The following is a 17,808-nucleotide window of genomic DNA, read 5'->3' as shown; positions in this document are numbered from 1 at the left end:
GCCGGGTTGGGGACACGCTGGACCTGACGGGTCTGGACGTGGTCTCGGTGACCTTCGACCCGACGGATCCGACCTTCGACCCGGCGACGGGCGTGGGCGAGAGCGGCACGGTGGTGTTCACCAATGCTGCGGGCCAGCCGGTGACGATCAACTTCAGCCAGATCGAGAACGTGGTCTTCGACCCGCTGCCCGACGGGGTCGTGGACGGCGAGGAGACCGGCGAGGTCATGGGCGTCGGCTATGACGACAGCAACGCGCCGACCGATGGCGGCGGCGATGTGATCGGCAACGGGCCGGATGTGATCGAGGGCAACGGCGGCGACGATACGATCGACGCGGGCGCGGGCGATGACACGGTCGATGGCGGTGCGGGCGACGATGCCATCGTCGGCGGGTTCGGCAATGACAGCCTGACCGGTGGAGAGGGCGGCGACAGCCTCTATGGTGGTGCGGGCGATGACACGCTGGAGGGCGGCGCGGGCGATGACCTGCTCGTTCCCGGCAGTTTCGACGGCACCCAGCCCGTGGGCAATCCCACGAGCAATGACGGGCCGGGCAACCGCAATCTCGTCAACGGTGGCGATGGCAATGACACGATCCTCGCCAGCGTCGGTGCCGATACGCTGAACGGCGATGCGGGCGACGACCTGATCATCGGCAATGGCGGCAACGACCTGATCGCGGGTGGTGACGGAGCCGACACGCTGGACGGCGAGGATGGCGTCGACACGATCGACGGCGGCGCGGGCGACGATGACATCGTGGTCAGCGGCGGCGACCTGGCGACGGGCGGATCGGGCGATGATGTCTTCACCGTCGACGACACCCGCCCCGAGACCGGCACGATCACGGTCATCGGTGGCGAGACCGGCGAAGAGGCGGTCATCGATCCGACGAACAACCCGGGCGGACGGATCGGCGACGTTCTGGACCTGCGCGGCTTGGACGTGGTGTCGATCACCTACGACCCGACCGACCCGACCTTCGACCCCGTGACGGGTACGGGCGAAAGCGGCACTGCGGTGATCAACAACGCCGCGGGCCAGCCGGTCACCATCGCCTTCTCGGAGATCGAGACAGTCCTGTTCGACGTTCTGCCCGATGGGGTGGTCGACGGGCTTGAAACCGGCGAGGTGATGAACCCCGGCTATGCCGATGCCGAAGGCGACACGATCGACGGGCCGGACGGTCTGGACGACGTGATCGAGGGCAATGGCGGCAACGACACGATCAATGCCGGGGACGGCAACGACACGGTCGATGGCGGTGCGGGCGAGGATGTCATCAACGGTGGCATCGGCGACGATGTGCTGGATGGCGGCGCGGAGGACGACACGGTCAGCGGCGGTCTGGGCGATGACACCGTTCAGGGTGGCGCGGGCGACGACGAGCTGTTCGGCAACGAGGGCAATGACCTTGTCGACGGGGGCGTGGGCAATGACGTGCTCGGCGGGGCCGAGGGCGACGACACGCTGCTGGGCGGGGCTGGCCTCGATACGCTGACGGGCGGCTCGGGCAACGACAGCCTCGACGGCGGAACCGGCAGCGACACGATCACCGGCAATTCCGGCCGTGACACGATCACCGATCTGGACGGCGACAACCTGATCGTGAGCGGCGACACCGGCCTTCCGGATCGCGGGTTCCCGATCGTGGGCAATGCCGATCCCGATCCGGCCGATGACCGCGATGTGGTCACGACCGGGGCCGGCAATGACACGATCCAGACCGGCGATGATGCGGATGTCATCGACGCGGGCGACGGTGACAACGTGGTCGACGGCGGGTTCGATGACGACGTCATCAGCACGGGCACCGGCGCTGACCGGATCGTTGGCGGCGAAGGGTCGGATACGATCACCTCCGGGGATGGCAACGACACGATCTTTGCCGGTGTCGATGCGGCGGGGGCGGATACGCTCAACCTGATCGACGACAATCTCGTGGCCTCCCGCAACGATCCGATCCTCGACAACGGCCGTGACGTGATCGATGCCGGGGCGGGCGATGACCTCGTCTTCGGGGCTGACGATGACGACACGATCTTTGGCGGCGCGGGCAATGACACGCTCGACGGCGGCATCGACGATGACGTGATCGACGGCGGCACGGGCGATGACATGATCATCGGAGGTCAGGGGGCCGACAGCCTCTCGGGCGGTCTGGGCAACGACACCTTCACGGTCGGCAATTTCACCGATCCGATCTTTGGCGACACCTACCGCGAGGGTCTGGGCGATACGATCGTCGGCGGCGAGGATCCGGACGGAAACGACATCGACGTCCTCGACCTGACCGGAAACCGGGATTTCGACATCTTCCTCGAGGATTCGATCGATCCCACGGGGGCATCGGGCGAAAGCGGGCGCGTCGTCTTCTACACGGACGCCACGAAGTCGGTCGTGCAGGGCGAACTGGTCTTCCGCGAGATCGAAGAGATCGCCGGGCCGATCTGCTTTACCCCCGGTACGCTGATCGCCACGCCCAAGGGCGAGGTTCCGGTGGAAAGCCTGCGCGAGGGGGATCGGGTGATCACCCGCGACAACGGCATCCAGGAAATCCGGTGGCTGGGCCAAAGGACGCTGGACCGTGCGGAGCTGGGGCAGAACCCGCATTTCCGCCCGATCCTTGTCCGCAAGGGGAGCCTTGGCCATGGCTTGCCGGAACGCGACATGGTGGTGTCGCCCCAGCACCGGTTGCTGATCGCCAACGAGATGACCGACCTCTATTTCAACGAGAGCGAGGTTCTGGTTCCGGCCAAGCATCTGGTGGGCACGTCGGGGATCATGCAGCTCGATACGCTGCGCACGACCTATGTCCACTTCATGTTCGACCGGCACGAAGTGGTCCTGTCGAACGGGTCCTGGACGGAAAGCTTCCAGCCGGGCGCCCAGTCGATGGGGACGCTTGCCGACGAGGTGCGCGACGAGATCCTCGGGCTCTTCCCCGAGCTGAAGACGCGCGAAGGTCTGGATGGCTATGTCTCGGCGCGCCGGTCGCTCAAGGCGCATGAGGCCAAACTGCTGCAGCACCGCGGCTGAGGGCCGGGCCCGCGACAGGCGGGCCCTGACCCGGGGCAACGGAGAGGAGAAAGGGGCGGCCTTCGGGACCGCCCCTTTCTTCATGGGGAGGGCGTCAGGCGCCCTGTCGCGCCCGCCATTGCGCCCATGCCTCGGGCGTGTCGAGATCGACGAGCGCCCGGTCGCCCGCCAGCGGCAGAAGATGGACGCGCGCCGCTGCCGCGCGCAGGATGTCGCGCGCGCCTTGGTCGCCACGGATCTGCGCCAGTTCCGGCACGAGATCGGCGGGAAACAGAACGGGGTGGCCGGGTTGGCCGTCGCGGCTGGCTGCGCGCAGGATCGCCTGCGGGGCCTGTGCGCCAAGCGAGACCATCAGGTAGAGGTCCTGCGCCGTGATCTCGGGCATATCGGCCAAGACCAGCAGGACCGGCCCGGTCAGGCCTTCGACGCCCGCGCGGATCGAGGCGGCCATACCGTCGCTGTCCGTGGCTTCGACGATCCGTAGATCGAGCCCGGCAAGGGCCGCGCGCCGCGTCTCCTGATCCGGGCCAAGGACGACGCGCACCGGCACGCCGGCCCGCGTCGCGCGGCGCGCCATGATCTGCAAAATCGGCGCGCCGTCGATCTCTTCCATCAGCTTGTCGGTGCCGCGCATCCGGCTGGACCGGCCTGCGGCAAGCAGCAGGATCGTGGTGGCATCGGGCTCCATCGCGGCCCTCCTTCATCTTGGCCGAAAAACTCCGGGGGAGTCGCCAAAGGCGACGGGGGCAGAGCCCCCTACTTTGAAGTCGTCGCCTCTGGTGACGGGGGCAGAGCCCCCTACTTTGACGTCGTCACCTCTGGTGACGGGGGAGCTTGCGCCTTCCGGCGCGCCGTCCCTACGCCCGCATTCGCGGATCTTCCCAAAGCGGTGACGTCACCACACGCGCGGGCCGCATCTCGCCCAATATCTCGATCTCGACGGGCAATCCATCCATGATCCGCTCGGAGGGCAGGAAGCCGAACGCGGTCGATTGCCCGGTCCAGTGCGAATAGCCGCCCGAGGTGCAGAAACCCACGACCGCACCGTCGAGCCAGATCGGTTCATAGGCGACCACATCGGCATCCGCGGCATCGACCAGAAATTGGGTCAGGCGGCGGGCGGGGGGCGCGGTGCGTGCAGCCTCGGCCGCCTGTCGGCCGATGAATGCGACGGGTTTCTTCCACGCGATGAAGCGGTCGAGGCCGGTTTCGGCAGGGGTGTAATCGGGCGAGAATTCCCGCATCCAGGACCCGAACCCGCGATCGAGGCGCAGGGACATCATGGCGCGCATGCCGAAGGGCTTGATCCCGAAGTCCTGCCCTTTGTCCCAGAGCGCCCGCCAGAGCGCGCGTTGTTCCAGGGTGTCGACATAGATCTCGTAGCCCAGATCGCCGGTGTAGCTGACACGCTGGACGATGGCATCCGAGAGGCCGATGGTCAGGCGGCGGACATCCATGAAGGCCATGTCGCTGACATCCTGACGCGCAACAGCGGCCAAAAGATCGCGCGCGCGGGGGCCTGCGATCTGGAAGCCGCTGCGGGTGTCGGAGATGTTCGCGACATGAACGTCACCCGACAACCACTTGTCGAACCAGCGCAAATGGTAATCCTGTGCGCCATAGCTGGCGGTCAGTTGAAACTCTGTCTCGGACAGGCAGGAAATGGTGAAATCGCCGACGATCCGTCCCTTTTCCGACAGCATGGGCGACAGCGAAATCCGCCCCGGTGCGGGGATGCGGCCCGCCATCACGTGGTCGAGCCAGCCGCGCGCATCGCGGCCCGTGACGCGGTATTTGCCGAAATTCTGAAGCTCGTTGATGCCGACGGCGGTGCGCACGGCCTGCACTTCGCGCGCGGTCGCGTCAAAGGCGTTGGAGCGGCGGAAGGAGGGGGTTTCGTATCTGTTTTCGCCGGCACCCGCGAAGTAATTGACCACCTCGAGCCCGTATTGCTGCCCCCAGACCGCGCCCATGGCGTCGAACGTGTCATACATGGGCGTGGTGCGATGGGGGCGGGCGGCGGGCTTTTCCTCGTTCGGGTAGCTGACGGAAAAGCGCGTCTGGTAGTTTTCGATCACCTTGGGTAGGGTGTAGCCCGGACCGATCCAGCGGCCGAAGCGGGCGACATCCATCGCCATCACGTCGCGTTCCGTCTCGCCCTCGACCATCCATTGCGCGAGCATGAGGCCCACGCCGCCGCCTTGCGAAAAGCCCGCCATCACGCCGCAGGCCGACCAGTAGTTCCTGAGGCCCGGGACGGGGCCGACCAACGGGTTGCCATCGGGGGCGAAAGTGAAGGGGCCGTGGATCACGGATTTGACGCCCGCCCGTTCCAGAACCGGGAAACGCCGATAGGCGAAGGCGATGCTGTCCTCGATCTTGTCGAAATCGTCGGGCAGGAGTTCATGGCCGAAGGTCCAGGGCGTGCCGTCGACGGCCCAAGGGCGGCAGGGTTGTTCGTAAAAGCCGATGCAAAGCCCGCGCCCCTCTTGCCGGAGATAGCTTTCGCCTGCGGGATCCATGACGTGGGGGTGTTCGTGCCCTTCGGCCAGAAGGGCCATGATCTCGGGCACCTCCTCGGTCACGATATACTGGTGTTCCATCGGATGGAGCGGCAGGACGCAGCCCGCCATCGCGCCCACCTCGCGCGCCCAGAGGCCTGCGGCATTGACCACGTGTTCGGCATGGATCGTGCCCTTGTCGGTCACGACGTCCCATGTGCCATCGGGTCGGGGGTTGGTTTCGATCACCTTGGTATGAAGCACGATTTTGGCGCCCGCCATGCGCGCGGCCTTGGCATAGGCGTGGGTCGTTCCCGAAGGATCAAGGTGACCGTCGAGCGGGTCGTAGAGCGCGCCGAGGATCCCGTCGATGTTGGTGATGGGGGAGAGTTTGCGGATCTCCTCGGGCCCGAGGATCGCCGTGTCATTGCCCATGTAGCGGTGTTTCGCGCGTTCGGCCTTGAGCATGTCGAAGCGTTCGGGCGTATCGGCGAGCGTCAGGCCGCCGACATGGTGCAGGCCGCAGGACAGGCCCGTGATCTCTTCGAGTTCGCGGTAGAGGCGGATCGTGTAGCCCTGAAGGGCGGCCATGTTGGTGTCGCCGTTCAGAGTGTGAAAGCCGCCCGCCGCGTGCCATGTCGACCCGCTCGTCAGTTCCGAGCGTTCCAGCAGCATCACGTCCGTCCAGCCCAGTTTGGTCAGGTGATAGGCGACCGAACAACCGACGACGCCCCCCCCGATGATGCAGACGTGCGTTGTGGTCTTCATCTTCCGCCTCCGTTAGCTTGCCTGCGGAAGGTCGCGCGAAGGGTGTGCGACCCACTTGTCCAAAAGCGACATGCCCTGTCGCAGAGCGGAGGCTTGCCCGATGTTCTCCACCTTCTTGCGTTGGCTGCGCCAGCAGACGCGCCGCATCCATGTGCGGGTGATCCTTGTCGCGGTTCTGGCGCTGATGGCGCTGGGGGTGGCGACGGTGATCGGGCCGCTGATCCCCGCTGGATTGGCGGGTCTGGTGGGGGCGGAGGCGGTCGATGCGATCTTGCCGGTTCTGGCGAGTTCGATGCTGGCAGTGGTGACCTTTTCGCTGACCATCATGGTGACGGGATTCTCGCGCGCCGAGGGGCAATGGTCGCCGCGCAGTCACCGCCTCTTGCAGGAGGACAAGACGACCCATTCGGTGCTGGCGACCTTTCTGGGGGCGTTTCTATACGCGCTTTTGGCGATGATCTTGCGGGCCGCCGACCTGTTCGGAGAGCGGGAGCTGGTGGTCTTGTTCATCACAACGGTAGGGGTGGCGCTGTGGATCGTGGTGACGATCATCCGCTGGATCATCCACCTCGATAGCTACGGGAGCCTTGGCTATACCGCCGACTTGCTGGAGGCGCGGGCGCGCATCGCGCTGGAAGAGATGGCGCGGCGGCCCGCACAGGGCGCGCGGGTCATGGCCGAGGGCAGCACGCCGCCCAAGGGCGGGGTCACGGTCGTGGCGACGCGGGCGGGCTATGTCACGCAGGTCTTCGAGGGTGCGTTGCAAGACAGCGCCGCCTTTCTGGGGGCGGAGATCTTCGTCGTGCAGCCGGTGGGCGCTTTCGTGCAGCCGGGCGAGGTTCTGGCGCGGGTGATCGGGGGGCAGAGCGCGAGCGAGGAGGTTCTGGCCGCGATCCGCGCCGCGATCCCGGTGGGTCCTGCGCGCACCTTCGAGATGGACCCGATCCATGCGGTGGCGACCTTGGCGGAGGTGGCGACGCGCGCCCTGTCGCCGGGGGTGAATGACCCCAACACGGCGGTCGATGTGACCTATCGGCTGGCGCGGGTCATGGGCGCCCTTGCGCTGGAGCCAGAGGACAGCCCGCGCTGCGAGCGGGTCTGGATGATGCCGGTCGATCGCAGCCGTCTGTTCGAGGTCGGTTTCGGGGCGGTGGCGCGTTATGCGGGCGGCGCGCTGGAGGTGCATCTGGCGTTGCAAGATGCGCTGGGGTCTTTGGGGCGGCTGGGCAATGCGCGGCTGGCCGATGCCGCGCGCAAGGCCGCCGCCGATCACGCAAGGCGCGCGATGGCCGAGATGGAGGACGAGACCGACCGCGCGCGGCTGGAGGCCGCCTGCCTCAGCCCAGTTTCCGGATCTTGAGCCGCGTCAGACGGTTGCGGTCGCGTTCGGCCACCTCGAAGCGGAAGCCGTGAAAGCTGAAGCATTGGCCGACAACAGGGATGGATTGCGCCTCGTGGATGACGAGGCCCGCGACGGTATTGGCCTCGTCGTCGGGCAGGGAAAAATCGGTGGCGCGGTTGAAGTCGCGGATCGTCATCGCGCCGTCGATCACGAAATTCCCGTCGGGGCCGGGGGCAAGGACCGGGGTTTCGGCGACGTCGAATTCATCGGTGATCTCGCCCACGATTTCCTCGAGGATGTCCTCGAGCGTGATGAGGCCGCGCAGCGCGCCGTATTCGTCGATCACCAGCGCGAAATGGGTGTGGCGCTTGAGAAACTGGCGCAACTGGTCGTCGAGCGTGGTCGTTTCGGGAATGAAATAGGGCTTTACCGCCACGTCCATGATCTTGAAGCCCTGAAGGCCCGACGCATCCTCGCCGCGCGTCAGGCGGTCGACGGCGCGAAGCAGGTCCTTGGCATGGATCACGCCGATGACATTCTCGGGCTCGCCCCGGTAGACGGGCAGGCGGGTGTGGGAGGATTGCAGGGCCTGGCTGAGGATTTCCTCCGGGTCGGCATCGGCGTCGATCATCTCGATCCCCGAGCGGTGCAGCATGATCTCCTCGACCGTGCGTTCGTGCAGGTCGAGCGCGCCGAGAAGGCGGTCGCGCTGTTCCTTTTCCACGGTGCCTTCCTGGTGGCCGAGGGAGAGCGCGCCCATGATCTCCTCGTGGACGGAGAGCATGTTGGCGGAGGCGTCGATGCGCACCCCGAAAAGCCGCAAGACACCGCGCACCACGATGCGCACGAGGCTGACCACCGGGGCCATGATCGCGATGACAAGGCCGATGGGCCGGGCAATGCGCGAGGCGGTGCGTTCGGGATCGTTGATCGCGTAGGTCTTGGGCAGAACCTCGGCGAAGATCAGGACGAGCGCCGTCATCACCAGTGTCGCGGCCGCGATGCCGCCCTCGCCCAGAAGGGCGGTGAAAAGGGCCGTGGCAAGCGAGGTCGCGAGGATGTTGACGAGGTTGTTGCCCAGAAGGATGCCGCCGATCAGGCGTTCGTTATCCTCCTTGAGGGTGAGGGCGCGTTCAGCACCCTTGGCGCCCGCCTCGTCCCGGTCGGCCATCGACCGCAGCTTGCCGCGCGAGGCGGCGGTGAGCGCGGTTTCGGAGCCCGAGAAGAAGCCCGAGCAAAAAAGCAGGAAAAAGATCACGGCGGCCGTGATCCATGTGCTGGGATCGGCGAGGGCGGAGACACTGTCGGTCAGGGGTGTGGGATCCATGGCGTGGTTATGGGGTGCGGCGGGGCTTGTCGCAAGATGGGCCCGTGCGGTGGCGGTGCAGATGTTGCAGGGGGGCTCTGCCCGGAGGCCAAATAGGGGGGCTCTGCCCCCCATGGCCTCCGGCCATTCCCCCCGGATTTTTTCGGCCAAGATGAAGGGGCGCGCGCGTTAATCTTGCTGGGGGGTCAACGGGTAGAGGGCCGGGCGGTGGCGAGCGGGTGGTTTTCGAGGACGAGGCGTTTGAGGCGTTCGTCGAGGATATGGGTGTAGATCTCGGTCGTGGCGATATCGGCATGGCCCAGAAGCGTCTGGATCGCGCGCAGGTCGGCGCCGTTTTGCAGCAGATGGGTGGCGAAGGCGTGGCGGAGGGTATGGGGTGTGACGCGGGCGGGATCGAGGCCGGCGGCGAGGCTGATTTCCTTGATCAGCGTGAAGAAGCGGATGCGGGTCAGGTGGCCGCTTTGCCCGCGCGAGGGAAAGAGGAAGGGCGAGGGTTTCGCGCCGGTTTTGGTCCGGGCGGTATCTTCCTCGGCGTCGCGATGGGCAAGCCAAGCGGTCAACGCCGCGCGGGCGGGTCGGGAAAGGGGGACCATGCGGTCCTTGTCGCCCTTGCCGCGCACGAGCAGAAGCTGCGGATCGCCGCGCACGGCGGCCACGGGCAGCGAGACCAGTTCGCTGACGCGCAGGCCGGTGGCGTAGAGGACCTGCATCAGGCAGGTGTTGCGCAACCTGTCGGCGGGTTTGCTGCCATGGGTTTCGGCCGCGGCAAGAAGCGCGTCGACCTCGGCGAGCGTGAGGGTGTCGGGAAGCGCGCGGGTCTTGCCCGGGCCCTTGATCTGGAGGGCGGGATTGTCGGCGCGCCAGCCTTCGTCGACGGCGAAGCGGTAGAGCTGTTTCAGGGCCGAGAGGCGGCGCGCACGGGTGGCGGGCGCAAGCCCTTGGGCATCGAGATGGGCGAGATAGGTTTCGAGCGCGGGGCGGGTGGCGGTGGCCAGTGTGGCGCCCTGCCGGACGAGCCAGCCCGAGGCATCGACGAGATCGCGGCCATAAGCGAGGCGCGTGTTGCGCGCGGCGCCTTGTTCGGCGGCTTGCGCATCGAGGAAGGTGCTGATCCAGCGGGGATCGGTTGCGGGGGCGGCCATGGCGTCAGCCCCGCAGCAGCACGAGTTGCAGCGCCGCACGGCGGGCCACATCCTCGAGCCCGACGGTGCGGTAAAGGGTCAGCGCATCGGTGATGTCGTCGGGATCGCGGGCCGGATCGGAGAGGACGAGGGCCGCGCGCAGGAGCGCCTCGCCCAGCCGGTCATTTTGCAAGAACCAGGTGTAGCGGTGATCGGGGGCGTTATCTGCGAAGGCATCGGCCACGGCGCGGGCCACAAGGTCGGCGTCGGGCGGGGGAGACGTGGCCTGACCACGGGCGAGCGCGAAGCTGAAAGCCTCGGCCGGGTTTTGCGGTACGGCGGTTTGGGCCACCTGTTCGTAGCGCGAGGACAGGAGTGCGATGCGGCGGGCGAGGAGCCCCGCCTCGCCGGTGAGGGGCAGGCGCATCAGGTGATCAGCGTAGGTTTCGGCGAAGGCCGCCTCCAGCCCCGCCGCCTCCATCGCGGACCAGGCGGTGGGCAGGTGTTCGGTGGTGGCGACGAGATTGCCTGCGAGGATCGCGCCGTCGAAGCGTTGCAGCGCCGCGACCCGGTCCCAGATGCCACCCGAGGCGGAGGGGACGCGCTGGGTGTAGATCGCGAGCCATTGCGCCGGTTCGATGGCGCCCGCGCGGGTCAGACGCTCGGCCGCGTCGAGTTGTGCGCGCCAGCCTGCCAGATCCCCCAGATCGGCATGGGCGAAGGCAAGCGGAAGGCCGGTGGTGGCGGGCCGTTCGCCTATGGCCGAGCGCATCTGGAACGTGAGCGGGGTGAGGTTGGGGTCGGGGGGCAGGGGCGGTTCGCCCTCGAACAATTCGGGGTCGAGGAAACGGGCGATCAGGTCGCCCTCGGCGCGGGTGATGCGGCCGAGCGCCTCGCCGGTGCCGAGCGTGAGGGCGGCGGCCGACCAATCGCCCGACCGCGCGAGGCAGAAGATGCGCGCGGGCAGGGTGGGGGCGATGTCGGGATTGGCCTGCATCGCTGCGCAGGCGCGTTCGGGATGGTCGAGCAGGAGCGAGATGTCGAACCAGCGCCGGAAGACCTCGGGGTTGCGGGGGGCGGCGCGTTCGATCAGCGCCTGTGCCGGGTCGAGCGCACCGCGCGCCAGCAGCATGTCGAGGCGCGCAAGAAACAGGGCGGCGCGGTCGGGGTCGGCATCGGCGGGTGGATCAAGCTCGGCCAGGGCGAGGGTTTCGGTGAAGCTCTGGATCGCGGGCAGGCCTTGCAGCGGTTGCGCGCCGAAGAGCCGGGTCAGTGTCTCGGTGTCGGACGCCCCCCAGAGGTCGCGCGGCAGGCCGGTGATCGCGGGCGGCAGAAGGCCGATCGCCTCGATCTCGACCGCGCCGATGGGCATGACCGTGATGGCGGGCGGCAGCGCCGAGGTGGCGACATCGGCATGGGGCCGGGTGATCGTATCGGAGAGCCAGCCGGGTGGCGCGAGCGCGGGCAGGTCGCCAAGGTCAGGCGGGTCCTGCGCCAAGGCGGGCAGGGCAGCGCAGAGCCACAGGGCGAGGGCGGCCCGTCTAGTCGACATCGAGCTCCACCGGGGTGGTGATGGTTTGCTGCTGGGGCACGAGATAGCCGGAATAGGAATAGCCGATCAGCCCCAGGACGGCCAAAACGGCCAGAAGAAGGAAGAACCGGATGATGCGCCCCATGTCGTTCGTGCCCCTTGCCTCGGTCGATGATGCCGCGCGATGGTGGCGCGGATCGGCGTTTGCCGCCGTTCTGGAAACCTTATAAGGCATCCGGCGGCGGATTGCGCCAGTCGGGGAGAAGAAATTTCGGGATGATGGGCGAAACAACGCCACAATCGCGTGAGGCCGAGGCGCCGAAGCTCAAGCGGACTGTCGTGCTGGTGGGCATGATGGGCGCGGGCAAGACCGCCGTGGGGCGCGCCTTGGCCACGCGGCTGGGGGTGGAGATGCGCGACTCGGACGCCGAGATCGTGGCCTCGAGCCAGCTGACCATCGCCGAAATCTTCGACCGCTACGGCGAGCCGTTCTTTCGGGAGAAGGAAAGCGCGGTGATCGCGCGGCTTCTGGAAGGGGAGCCCTGCATCCTGTCGACGGGGGGCGGGGCGTGGATGTCGGAGGGCAACCGCGCGCTTTTGACAAAACGGGCCGCTGTCCTGTGGCTGGAGGCGGATCTGGAATTGCTGTGGTCGCGTGTGCGCCACAAGACGACACGGCCCCTGTTGCGGACTTCGGCGCCCAAGGCGACGCTGACGGCGCTGTTGGCCGAGCGCGCGCCGGTCTATGCACTGGCGCCCCTGTCCGTGCATGTGCAGCCCGATTGGTCGATCGAGGATACCGCCGAGCGGGTGCTGGCGGAGCTGGCGCGGGCGGGCGCGGTGGAAGGATATCGGGAATGAGCGTGACCGTGCATGTGGCCTTGGGCGAGCGGGCCTATGACGTGCGGATCGGCGAAGGGCTGATCGGGCGCGCGGGCGCGGAGATCGCACCGCTGTTGCGCAGGCCGCGGGTCTGGATCGTGACCGAGGAGACCGTGGCGCGTCTGCACCTCGGCGCGTTGCAGGCGGGGTTGCGCGCGGGCGGGGTCGAGAGTGCCGCGCTGGTGCTGCCGCCGGGCGAGGGAACGAAAAGCTGGCCGCACCTGATCCGGGTTGTGGAATGGCTGTTGGAAGAGCGCGTGGAGCGGCGCGACGTGGTCGTGGCCTTTGGCGGCGGCGTGATCGGCGATCTGGTCGGCTTTGCCGCGGCGATCCTGCGGCGGGGCGTGCGGTTCGTGCAGGTGCCCACCTCGCTTTTGGCGCAGGTGGACAGTTCGGTGGGCGGCAAGACCGGGATCAACACCGCGCAGGGCAAGAACCTTGTGGGCGCGTTTCATCAACCAAGCCTCGTTCTGGCCGATATCGAGGTGCTGGGAACGCTTGAGGCGCGGGATTTCCTCGCGGGATATGGCGAGGTGGTGAAATACGGGCTGTTGGGCGATGCCGGGTTCTTTGACTGGCTGGAGCGACATGGGCCCGCGCTGGCGGCGGGGGATGCGGATCTGCGGGCCGAGGCGGTGCGCAGATCGGTGCAGATGAAGGCCGATATCGTCGTGCGCGACGAGACGGAACAGGGCGACCGGGCGCTCTTGAACCTTGGCCATACCTTTGGTCATGCGCTGGAGGCGGCGACGGGCTATTCCGACCGGCTTTTGCATGGCGAGGGGGTGGCGATCGGCTGCGCGCTGGCCTTTGGCCTGTCGGCGCGGCTGGGGCTGTGCGCGCAGGAGGATCCGAGCCGGGTGAGGGCGCATCTGGCCGAGATGGGGATGAAGCGCGACCTGTCGCAGATCCCCGGTGATCTGCCGGATGCCGAGGCGCTGATAGGCCTGATGGGGCAGGACAAGAAGGTGGTGGACGGCAGGCTGCGGTTCATCCTTGCGCGGGGGATCGGGGAGGCGTTTGTTGCGGGGGATGTGCCGGGGCAAGACGTGCGCGCGCTGCTGGACGAGGCGCTGGGCCGCTAAATCGGGTGCGGCCGGCGGGGGGTCTATGAGACCCCGCGCCTTGCGGCTGGGCACGGGTGGCGGAGCGGGTTTTCCGCCGCGGCAGTAAAGCAATCTTCATACATGCCGTTCTTGATAATGCAGCAGGTGCCGTGCCCGGTCGTGGCCCACGGCATGATCCGTGCATCTGCCGCGACGGGATACCGGCACGTGTTCGAGCCGGGATGCGTAAGACAGTATTGGATTGAGCCATGGTGAACATTACCGACAATTTCGTCATTCTCACCAACGAGGCTTGGGATGGATCAAGCCTCGTGATCACCCAGCTCAGCGGGAACATCTACAATTTCAACGGCAACGACACGTCGGGCACTGCGACGCATGTGGCGGAATCGACGACAGGCACGTTCTCCGACACCTCGGGCAACGGGCAGTTTTCGGATTTCAGCGCCGCCGAGCCCGCGGAGCAATATACCGCCGAGCCGGGAAATACCCTGCCGGGGACATCGGGTTTGTTGCAGTTCAGTATCGAGGTGCAATCGCGTGTCACCTACATGGATGGCACGTCGGATACCGTGACGTTGGACGTGATGGTTCTGGACAACAACCAGATCCTGTTCGATTTCGGCGACGCGATCATGGCCGGTTTCCTGAACCAGAACCGGCCCATCGCCACGATCGAGGTCATCGGGACCGAGCAGAATACCTATGATTGGGTGAATATCGCCGAGCATTACGATGCCTATGCGCCGATCTGCTATACGGATGGGGCGATGGTGCGCACCGAGCGGGGGCCGCGCCCGATCGAGACGCTGAAGGTGGGTGACAGGGTCTGGACGGCCGACAACGGGTTTCAGCCGATCCGCTGGATCCACGCCCGGACGCTGCGGGCCAGCGCCTTGGCCGGTGATCCCAGGCTGCGGCCCGTGGTGATCACGCAAGGCGCGCTGGGCGACCGGATCCCGTCAGAGACGTTGCGCGTGTCGCGCCAGCACCGGATCCTGATCGCCTCGGACAGGGTGCGGCGACTGTTCGATACGGGGGAAATCCTTGTTCCGGCACTAAGCCTGACGCGGCTGCCGGGCGTTTACCTCGATGACGCCATCACCGAGGTCACCTATCATCACCTGCTGCTCGACCGGCACGAGATCCTTGAGGTGAACGGGATGCTGAGCGAGAGCCTGTACACCGGGCGCGAAGCGATCCGGAACCTGCCGCAGGAGGCGCGCGCCGAATTGTGCCGCATCTTCCCGGAAGTGTTCGTGCCGCAGCGCCGCCCGCGCAAGGCGCGCCTTGCGCTGGAGCCACGGCAGGCCCGGTGGTTGGTGGCGCAGGAGCCGCCGCGCATGGCGGCGGCGGTTCAGCTGGCTTGAACCAAGACGCGGATCGGGGGCGGTTTGGCTGCCCCTCAATCCTTGCCGCGATAGGGTTCGACGTATTGCAGCGCCATATCCCAAGGGAAGAAGATCCAGGTGTCCTGGCTGACGCCGGTGATGAAAGTGTCGACCATCGGCTCACCCTTGGGCTTGGCGTAGATCGTGGCGAAATGCGCCTTGGGGTAGAGCTGGCGCACCAGTTCCAGCGTCTTGCCGGTGTCGACGAGGTCGTCGACGATCAAGACGCCCTCGCCATCGCCCATGACGGCGGCGTCGGGGCTTTTGAGCACCTCGGCCTCGCGCTGCTTGTCGGCCTTGCCGCCGCCGGCGTGGTAGGATTTCACGCTGATCGTGTCGACGGTGCGGATGTCGAGTTCGCGCGCAACGATCATCGCGGGTGCCATGCCGCCCCGCGTGATGGCTACGACCGCGCGCCATGCGCCATCTTCGCCCGGGCCGCGCTTGTCGAGACGCCAAGCCAGCGCGCGCGCGTCGCGGTGCAGCTGGTCCCAGCTGACGTGAAAGCCCTTTTCATGGGGGAGGGGCGTGATCATGGCGTCAGGCTTCCTTTTTGTCGAGGCTGAGATCGGGCGCCTCGGGGTTCTTCATGCCGATGACGTGATAGCCCGCATCGACGTGCAGCACCTCGCCGGTGACGGCGCTGGACATGTCGGAGAGGAGGTAAAGGGCGGATTGGCCCACCTCGTCTTGGGTCACGGTGCGCCGAAGCGGCGAGTTGTATTCGTTCCACTTCAGGATGTAGCGGAAATCGCCGATGCCCGAGGCCGCCAGCGTCTTGATCGTGCCCGCCGAGATCGCGTTGACGCGGATGCCGTCGCGGCCCAGATCCTCGGCCAGATACATCACGGAGGCCTCGAGCGCCGCCTTGGCCACGCCCATGACGTTGTAATGCGGCATGACCTTTTCGGCGCCGTAATAGGTGAGGGTCAGCAGGCTGCCGCCATTGGGCATCATCTTTTCCGCGCGCTGGCAGACGGCGGTGAAGGAATAGACCGAGATGTTCATGGTCATCGCGAAATTCGCGGGGCTGGTTTCGACGTACCGGCCGCGCAGTTCGTTCTTGTCGGAGAAGCCGATGGCGTGGACCACGAAATCGAGGCTGCCCCATTCGGATTTGAGCGTGTCGAAGAGCGCGTCGAGCGAGGCCTCGTCGCCCACGTCGCACGGCACCATGAGCGAGGAGCCGAGGCTTTCGGCCAAGGGCTGCACGCGCTTCAAGAGCGCCTCGCCCTGATAGGAAAAGGCCAGTTCCGCGCCCTCGGCGGCAAGCGCCTTGGCGATGCCCCAGGCGATGGATTTATCATTCGCCAGACCCATGATGAGCCCGCGTTTGCCCGTCATCAAACCCATCGGTGCCCCCGTATCTGCCGCGATGCTTTTCCCGGTCTCGTAAGCCATAGCCCGGAAGGCTTCAAGAGAGGCAGGCTTGCCCATGGGCTTGTCGCGGCGCTACTTGGCACCATGATGTGACACCCAAGGCCATGCGAGGGAGCAGGAAATGAGCGACAGGGGCGGTATTTTCGCGGGCGAGGATCCTTTCGTGATCGCGCAGGCTTGGCTCAAGGAGGCCGAGGCGAGCGAACCCAACGACCCCAACGCGATCGCGCTGGCCAGCGTTGATGCCGATGGGCTGCCCAATGTGCGCATGGTCTTGTTGAAGGACATCGAGGCCGAGGGCGCGGGCAAGGGGGCCTTTGTCTTCTACACCAATTACGAGAGCGCGAAGGGCCGAGAGATCAGCGCGTCGGGCAAGGCGGCCTTTGTCATGCATTGGAAATCGCTGCACCGGCAGCTTCGGGTGCGGGGGCTGGTGACGCGCGAGGACGGGCCGAAGGCGGATGCCTATTTCGCCTCGCGCTCGCTCAAGAGCCGGTTGGGGGCCTGGGCCTCGCGGCAATCGACGCCGCTGTCCGGGCGCGGTGCGCTGGTCGCGGAAGTGGCGCGTGTAACGGCGCAGCACGGTCCCAACCCGGCACGCCCGCCGCATTGGGGCGGGTTCCGGATCACGCCGGTCGAGATCGAGTTTTGGGCCGATGGGGCCTTCCGGCTGCATGACCGGTTTCGCTGGACGCGGGCGGAGGCCGATGCCGACTGGTCGGTGCAGCGGCTGAACCCCTGAAACCTTTCCCTAGCTAGAAGGTCAGGAATTCTGCGAATTCACGAAACGTGAATTTGCAAGTATATGACAAATAAATGAATTTTATACTTGTGCGCGACGCGCGCCCGCGCCAATTCTAGGAGCGGGACGAGATACGCGAGTTTACGCCATGGGGTATGTCAAGATGGCCGATGTGACGGAGGCCGCGCCTGCAACGATACGGGGGCGCGTGAAGTGGTTTGATGCTGGTAAGGGCTTTGGCTTTGTTTTGAACGATGAGGGCGGGCCCGACATTTTGCTGCACGCGAACGTGCTGCGGAATTTCGGCCAGGGGTCTGTCGCGGAAGACGCGCGGATCATGATCGTTGCCCAAGAGACCCCCCGTGGCATTCAGGCTGTCGAGGTGCTGGAAATAGAGCCGCCCGAGGACCTTGAGGGGTATGAGGGAGAGGCGGCCGAGCCCATTCCGGATGTTCCCTTTCTCGCGGCGCGGGTGAAATGGTTCGACAAGGCGAAAGGTTTTGGGTTTGCCAATGTTTTCGGCTATCCCGAGGATGTGTTCGTTCATGTCGAGGTGCTGCGCCGGTTCGGGCTTGCGGACCTGCAGCCGGGTGAGGCCGTCGCGATCAAGGTCGTAGATGGGCCGCGCGGCAAGATGGCCGTCGAGGTACGCAGCTGGGATTACGTCTGACCGGCCCGGAGCGGGCCCGGACAAGGGCGCGTAACAGGGGTAGGT

The 17,808-nt window shown here is 66.5% G+C and carries 15 protein-coding genes; 7 read left to right on the top strand and 8 right to left on the bottom strand.

What is annotated here, in order from left to right; all coding sequences use genetic code 11:
• On the top strand, positions 1–3,041 hold a 3,041-nt coding region (locus tag QQK63_RS11815; RefSeq protein ID WP_348540438.1), incomplete at its 5' end, for a Hint domain-containing protein.
• A 94-nt stretch (positions 3,042–3,135) separates the two neighbouring features.
• On the opposite strand, the gene QQK63_RS11810 is transcribed toward QQK63_RS11815, so the two are convergent.
• Together QQK63_RS11810 and QQK63_RS11805 are read right to left on the bottom strand one after the other, a co-directional pair.
• Positions 3,136–3,729, bottom strand: a complete 594-nt coding sequence (locus QQK63_RS11810) for a nucleotidyltransferase family protein (RefSeq protein ID WP_277823005.1) — start codon at positions 3,727–3,729, stop codon at positions 3,136–3,138.
• A gap of 169 nt (positions 3,730–3,898) precedes the next feature.
• Entirely contained in the window at positions 3,899–6,310 is a 2,412-nt protein-coding gene (locus tag QQK63_RS11805) for a GcvT family protein (protein WP_277823002.1), read from the bottom strand.
• A 100-nt stretch (positions 6,311–6,410) separates the two neighbouring features.
• Between QQK63_RS11805 and QQK63_RS11800 the strand changes: the two genes are divergently transcribed.
• A complete protein-coding gene (locus QQK63_RS11800; RefSeq protein WP_277823000.1) occupies positions 6,411–7,670 on the top strand; it encodes a DUF2254 domain-containing protein in 1,260 nt (419 codons plus the stop codon).
• Here the strand turns inward: QQK63_RS11800 and QQK63_RS11795 are convergent.
• The 4 genes from QQK63_RS11795 to QQK63_RS11780 form a co-directional block, all read right to left on the bottom strand.
• Positions 7,648–8,979: an HlyC/CorC family transporter gene (locus tag QQK63_RS11795; protein ID WP_277822998.1), complete on the bottom strand. Its 1,332-nt coding sequence runs from the start codon at positions 8,977–8,979 to the stop codon at positions 7,648–7,650. The two genes, QQK63_RS11800 and QQK63_RS11795, sit on opposite strands and share 23 nt — an antisense overlap.
• A gap of 185 nt (positions 8,980–9,164) precedes the next feature.
• Positions 9,165–10,121 carry a site-specific tyrosine recombinase XerD gene (locus tag QQK63_RS11790; RefSeq protein WP_277822996.1) on the bottom strand — a complete coding sequence of 319 codons (957 nt, stop codon included), beginning with the start codon at positions 10,119–10,121 and terminating at the stop codon, positions 9,165–9,167.
• Positions 10,122–10,125: 4 nt separating this feature from the next.
• Positions 10,126–11,652 (bottom strand): hypothetical protein, encoded by a 1,527-nt coding sequence (locus tag QQK63_RS11785; RefSeq protein ID WP_277822994.1) that lies wholly within the window; start codon positions 11,650–11,652, stop codon positions 10,126–10,128.
• The gene (locus QQK63_RS11780) at positions 11,642–11,776 is read right to left on the bottom strand and encodes a hypothetical protein (protein WP_277822992.1); all 135 of its coding nucleotides are present in this window, start codon (positions 11,774–11,776) and stop codon (positions 11,642–11,644) included. The genes QQK63_RS11785 and QQK63_RS11780 overlap by 11 nt, the downstream gene beginning before the upstream one ends.
• A 134-nt stretch (positions 11,777–11,910) precedes the next feature.
• Here QQK63_RS11780 and QQK63_RS11775 point away from each other — a divergent pair, with 134 nt between their 5' ends.
• The 3 genes from QQK63_RS11775 to QQK63_RS11765 all read left to right on the top strand — a co-directional run bounded on the left by QQK63_RS11775 (position 11,911) and on the right by QQK63_RS11765 (position 14,950).
• A complete protein-coding gene (locus QQK63_RS11775) occupies positions 11,911–12,492 on the top strand; it encodes a shikimate kinase (protein WP_277823029.1) in 582 nt (193 codons plus the stop codon).
• A complete protein-coding gene (aroB, locus tag QQK63_RS11770; protein WP_277822990.1) occupies positions 12,489–13,598 on the top strand; it encodes a 3-dehydroquinate synthase in 1,110 nt (369 codons plus the stop codon). Before QQK63_RS11775 ends, aroB begins: the two co-directional genes overlap by 4 nt.
• A gap of 230 nt (positions 13,599–13,828) precedes the next feature.
• Positions 13,829–14,950, top strand: coding sequence for a Hint domain-containing protein (locus QQK63_RS11765; RefSeq protein ID WP_277822988.1), 1,122 nt, complete (start codon positions 13,829–13,831; stop codon positions 14,948–14,950).
• 35 nt (positions 14,951–14,985) lie between these two features.
• On the opposite strand, the gene gpt is transcribed toward QQK63_RS11765, so the two are convergent.
• Together gpt and fabI are read right to left on the bottom strand one after the other, a co-directional pair.
• Positions 14,986–15,507, bottom strand: coding sequence for a xanthine phosphoribosyltransferase (gpt, locus tag QQK63_RS11760; RefSeq protein WP_277822986.1), 522 nt, complete (start codon positions 15,505–15,507; stop codon positions 14,986–14,988).
• Positions 15,508–15,511: 4 nt separating this feature from the next.
• Positions 15,512–16,324, bottom strand: coding sequence for an enoyl-ACP reductase FabI (gene fabI / locus QQK63_RS11755; RefSeq protein WP_277822984.1), 813 nt, complete (start codon positions 16,322–16,324; stop codon positions 15,512–15,514).
• Positions 16,325–16,472: 148 nt separating this feature from the next.
• Here fabI and pdxH point away from each other — a divergent pair, with 148 nt between their 5' ends.
• Together pdxH and QQK63_RS11745 are read left to right on the top strand one after the other, a co-directional pair.
• Positions 16,473–17,093 carry a pyridoxamine 5'-phosphate oxidase gene (pdxH, locus tag QQK63_RS11750; RefSeq protein WP_277822982.1) on the top strand — a complete coding sequence of 207 codons (621 nt, stop codon included), beginning with the start codon at positions 16,473–16,475 and terminating at the stop codon, positions 17,091–17,093.
• A gap of 172 nt (positions 17,094–17,265) precedes the next feature.
• Entirely contained in the window at positions 17,266–17,763 is a 498-nt protein-coding gene (locus QQK63_RS11745; protein WP_277822980.1) for a cold-shock protein, read from the top strand.
• Positions 17,764–17,808 lie beyond the last annotated feature (45 nt).

This window comes from Roseicyclus marinus (assembly GCF_030163795.1).
In the GTDB taxonomy this organism is placed as follows: Bacteria; Pseudomonadota; Alphaproteobacteria; order Rhodobacterales; family Rhodobacteraceae; genus Roseicyclus; species Roseicyclus marinus.
The sequence above is the reverse complement of the archived record's forward strand: the minus strand, read 5'-3'. Positions and strand labels throughout refer to the sequence as shown.

Coding starts and splice junctions, on each gene's coding strand:
- QQK63_RS11810 (WP_277823005.1), bottom strand. CDS start 3,729: ATGGAGCCCGATGCCACCACGATCCTGCTGCTTGCCGCAGGCCGGTCC.
- QQK63_RS11805 (WP_277823002.1), bottom strand. CDS start 6,310: ATGAAGACCACAACGCACGTCTGCATCATCGGGGGGGGCGTCGTCGGT.
- QQK63_RS11800 (WP_277823000.1), top strand. CDS start 6,411: ATGTTCTCCACCTTCTTGCGTTGGCTGCGCCAGCAGACGCGCCGCATC.
- QQK63_RS11795 (WP_277822998.1), bottom strand. CDS start 8,979: ATGGATCCCACACCCCTGACCGACAGTGTCTCCGCCCTCGCCGATCCC.
- QQK63_RS11790 (WP_277822996.1), bottom strand. CDS start 10,121: ATGGCCGCCCCCGCAACCGATCCCCGCTGGATCAGCACCTTCCTCGAT.
- QQK63_RS11785 (WP_277822994.1), bottom strand. CDS start 11,652: ATGTCGACTAGACGGGCCGCCCTCGCCCTGTGGCTCTGCGCTGCCCTG.
- QQK63_RS11780 (WP_277822992.1), bottom strand. CDS start 11,776: ATGGGGCGCATCATCCGGTTCTTCCTTCTTCTGGCCGTTTTGGCCGTC.
- QQK63_RS11775 (WP_277823029.1), top strand. CDS start 11,911: ATGGGCGAAACAACGCCACAATCGCGTGAGGCCGAGGCGCCGAAGCTC.
- aroB (WP_277822990.1), top strand. CDS start 12,489: ATGAGCGTGACCGTGCATGTGGCCTTGGGCGAGCGGGCCTATGACGTG.
- QQK63_RS11765 (WP_277822988.1), top strand. CDS start 13,829: ATGGTGAACATTACCGACAATTTCGTCATTCTCACCAACGAGGCTTGG.
- gpt (WP_277822986.1), bottom strand. CDS start 15,507: ATGATCACGCCCCTCCCCCATGAAAAGGGCTTTCACGTCAGCTGGGAC.
- fabI (WP_277822984.1), bottom strand. CDS start 16,324: ATGGGTTTGATGACGGGCAAACGCGGGCTCATCATGGGTCTGGCGAAT.
- pdxH (WP_277822982.1), top strand. CDS start 16,473: ATGAGCGACAGGGGCGGTATTTTCGCGGGCGAGGATCCTTTCGTGATC.